This is a genomic window from Ferruginibacter sp., assembly GCF_031430955.1.
GTDB lineage: Bacteria > Bacteroidota > Bacteroidia > Chitinophagales > Chitinophagaceae > Ferruginibacter.
This window is the reverse complement of record NZ_JANPCM010000718.1, coordinates 1-3,111: the sequence shown is the minus strand read 5'-3', so window position 1 is coordinate 3,111 and position 3,111 is coordinate 1. Positions and strand designations below refer to the sequence as shown.

General features: G+C 39.6%; 3 protein-coding genes. 2 read left to right on the top strand and 1 reads right to left on the bottom strand.

Translation table 11 applies throughout. The features are described from left to right. Positions 1-88: 88 nt before the first annotated feature. On the bottom strand, positions 89-1,300 hold the full coding sequence (gene sucC / locus ACY65O_RS20535) for an ADP-forming succinate--CoA ligase subunit beta (protein ID WP_462222729.1): 1,212 nt from the start codon (positions 1,298-1,300) through the stop codon (positions 89-91). Between the two features lie 410 nt (positions 1,301-1,710). On the opposite strand from sucC, the gene ACY65O_RS20530 reads away from it, so the two are divergent. Continuing rightward, complete coding sequence (locus ACY65O_RS20530; RefSeq protein WP_462222728.1) at positions 1,711-2,523, top strand: purine-nucleoside phosphorylase; 813 nt, start codon at positions 1,711-1,713, stop codon at positions 2,521-2,523. Between the two features lie 10 nt (positions 2,524-2,533). Continuing rightward, positions 2,534-3,111, top strand: a 578-nt coding sequence (locus ACY65O_RS20525; protein ID WP_462222727.1) for a putative porin, incomplete at its 3' end; no start/stop codon positions are given.

Genomic DNA, 3,111 nt, shown 5'->3' with positions numbered 1-3,111 from the left:
GCCAACAAAAAAACATCCGCCAAACGGCGGATGTTTTTTAAAATATTTTAGAATAAATTTCCCGTTCTTCGAAATGACAAAATAAAAATTACGCCACTGCCTTATTCACCAACCTTGCAGCCTCACTCAATAAAATAGCGCTTTGCACTTTTAATCCGCTCTCGTCAATTAATTTTTTTGCTACGTCGGCATTGGTGCCCTGTAAGCGAACAATGATGGGGATGCTGATGTTGCCAATACTTTGGTAGGCATCAATAACGCCTTGCGCTACACGGTCGCAGCGAACAATGCCGCCAAAAATATTTATTAAAATAGCTTTTACTTTCGGGTCTTTTAAAATAATTCTAAAACCGGCTTCTACTGTTTGTGCATTGGCCGTACCACCTACATCTAAAAAGTTAGCAGGTTCGCCGCCGCTTAATTTAATCATATCCATAGTAGCCATGGCAAGGCCGGCGCCGTTAACCATGCAACCCACGTTACCGTCTAATTTTACAAAGTTTAAATTAAATTTTCCGGCTTCCACTTCGGTAGGGTCTTCTTCGCTTACATCACGTAATGCAGTAACATCTGCATGGCGCATTAAAGCATTATCATCCACATTCATTTTACAATCTACCGCAATAATTTTTTCGTCGCTGGTTTTAAAAAGCGGATTTATTTCCAGCATGGCGCAATCTAATCCTACATAAGCATTGTATAAATTGGTGACAAACTTTACGCAGTTTTTAAACGCTTCGCCACTAAGGCCTAAATTAAAAGCAATTTTTCTTGCCTGAAAACCCAGCAATCCACCGCCGGGGTGTACCCATTCTTTAAATATTTTTTCGGGGCTGTCATGCGCTACGTCTTCAATGTTCATACCGCCTTCGGTACTGTACATAATTACGTTTTGGCCTTTAGCCCTGTCTAACAAAATAGACAAATAAAATTCTTTAACCGGGTTGGCACCATCATAATAAACATCTTGTGCCACTAAAACTTTATTTACCACTTTACCAGCTTCGCCGGTTTGTATGGTAACCAAAGTGCCGCCTAAAATATTTTGAGCAATCTGTCTTACATCTTCTGCATTTTTACCCACGGCCACACCACGCTGTTCGGTACCGGCTATTTTTCCTTTGCCCCGTCCCCCGGCATGTATTTGAGCCTTTACCACGGCAAACTTGCTGCCGTACTGGGTATGTATTTGGCGGTATGCTTCTTCCGCTTCGTTGGCGGTGTTGCAGGCAATGCCTTCCTGCACCGGAACATTGTATTTTTTTAGTAATTCTTTGGCCTGGTATTCGTGAAGATTCATAAATAAAAAAGTTTTGGCGAAGATAATTAAAAAGTTAATAGATAAAAGTTACAAATTAATAGTTGACGGGTCGCATATAAATTACGAAAATAAAAGCTACCACTTCGCCATTCATCACCATTAGCCAAGGCCACGGTGATTTTTTGTTACGAACATTTTGTCATTGGGCATCATCGTTGCCACGCTCGGTTCAAAGACATACCATTGGGCAGCTTTCACCGCAGCGTATGGGCATCTTCTAAAATTAAAAATTCTTTTCATCATTCATAATTCCGCTTCTAAACCCTAAACCTCTAAACCTCTAAACCCTAAACCTCTAAACGCCTAAACCTCTAATCCCTAAACTCCTAAACATTCCTTTAACAGTACCTTTCCTTACCTTTGGCGCACAAAAAAACTAATTATACTTTATGATACAAAAAATTAATGACGCAACGGCTTTTATACGGTCGCAATTTAATGCCGAACCTGTGGTGGGCATTGTACTCGGCAGCGGTTTGGGAAGTTTTATCAACGAAATGGAAGTAGAAAAAGAAATTCCTTACGATCATATTCCGCATTTTCCGGTAAGCACTGTAGAAGGGCACAGCGGCAAATTAATATTTGGCAAACTGGCTGGCAAAAATGTGGTAGCTATGGCGGGCCGCTTTCATTATTACGAAGGCTACGATACTGCAGCAGTTGTTTTTCCTATACGGGTAATGAAATTTTTGGGCATACAAACTTTATTAGTAAGCAATGCAGCAGGTGGTACCAACCAAAGTTTTAAAGTAGGCGATTTAATGATTATTAAAGACCACATTAGTTTTTTTACACACAATCCTTTAATAGGAAAAAATGTAGATGAATTTGGGCCACGCTTTCCTGATATGAGTGAACCGTATAAAAAAGATCTTATTGAAAAAGCAAAAGTTATTGCTGCCGCAAAAAATATTGAATTAAAAGAAGGGGTGTATTGCGGTGTAACCGGCCCTACTTTTGAAACAAGAGCAGAATATAAATTACTTTGCCAGGTTGGTGGCGATGCAGTGGGCATGAGCACCGTACAGGAAGTTATTGCAGCCGTACACATGGGCTTACCCGTTTTTGCCATGAGTGTAATTACAGATATTGGCATAAGGGAAGAAGAAAATACCATTACTCATGCAGAAGTATTGCAGGCTGCAAAAGATGCCGAACCAAAGCTGACACATATTTTTAAAGAAATGATTGCACAACTGTAAGTAAAAACTGATGAAGTATTTTGTTATTCTTTTAATATCGGTTTTTATTATGCAGGCTGCTGTGGCACAACTGCCCAAAGTAAATTTGCCTAAAGTGGGTGGTAAAACCGGGCAGAATAAATCTGATACCAGTAAATCGGATAAAGATAATGCACTGGGTTTTGAGCATCGTGATGATAAAAAAGATTCTATCACCATCTCTTATAAATTTTTAGATTCTGTAAGGGTTAACCGCTTAGATTCTTCTATCAATGATTTCGATAAATATTTTTCTGTTCCTTCCACCTACCAGTATTTAGGTAACCATGGCGCTGCGGCCTACTCATTAGTTTATCAGCCCAACCTTAAACCCGGTTGGGATGCAGGCTTTCATGCATTTGATGTGTACCGTTATAAATTAGAAGAAACAAAATTTTATAAAACCACCAAACCTTTAACGCAGCTTGGTTATCAATTAGCATCGGGTAAGGAGCAAATGATAAAAGCATTTCATACCCAAAACCCCAGACCTAACTGGAATTTTGGTTTTGAATACCGGCTCATCAGTGCGCCCGGTTTTTTTGTTACGCAAAATACCAACCATAAAAA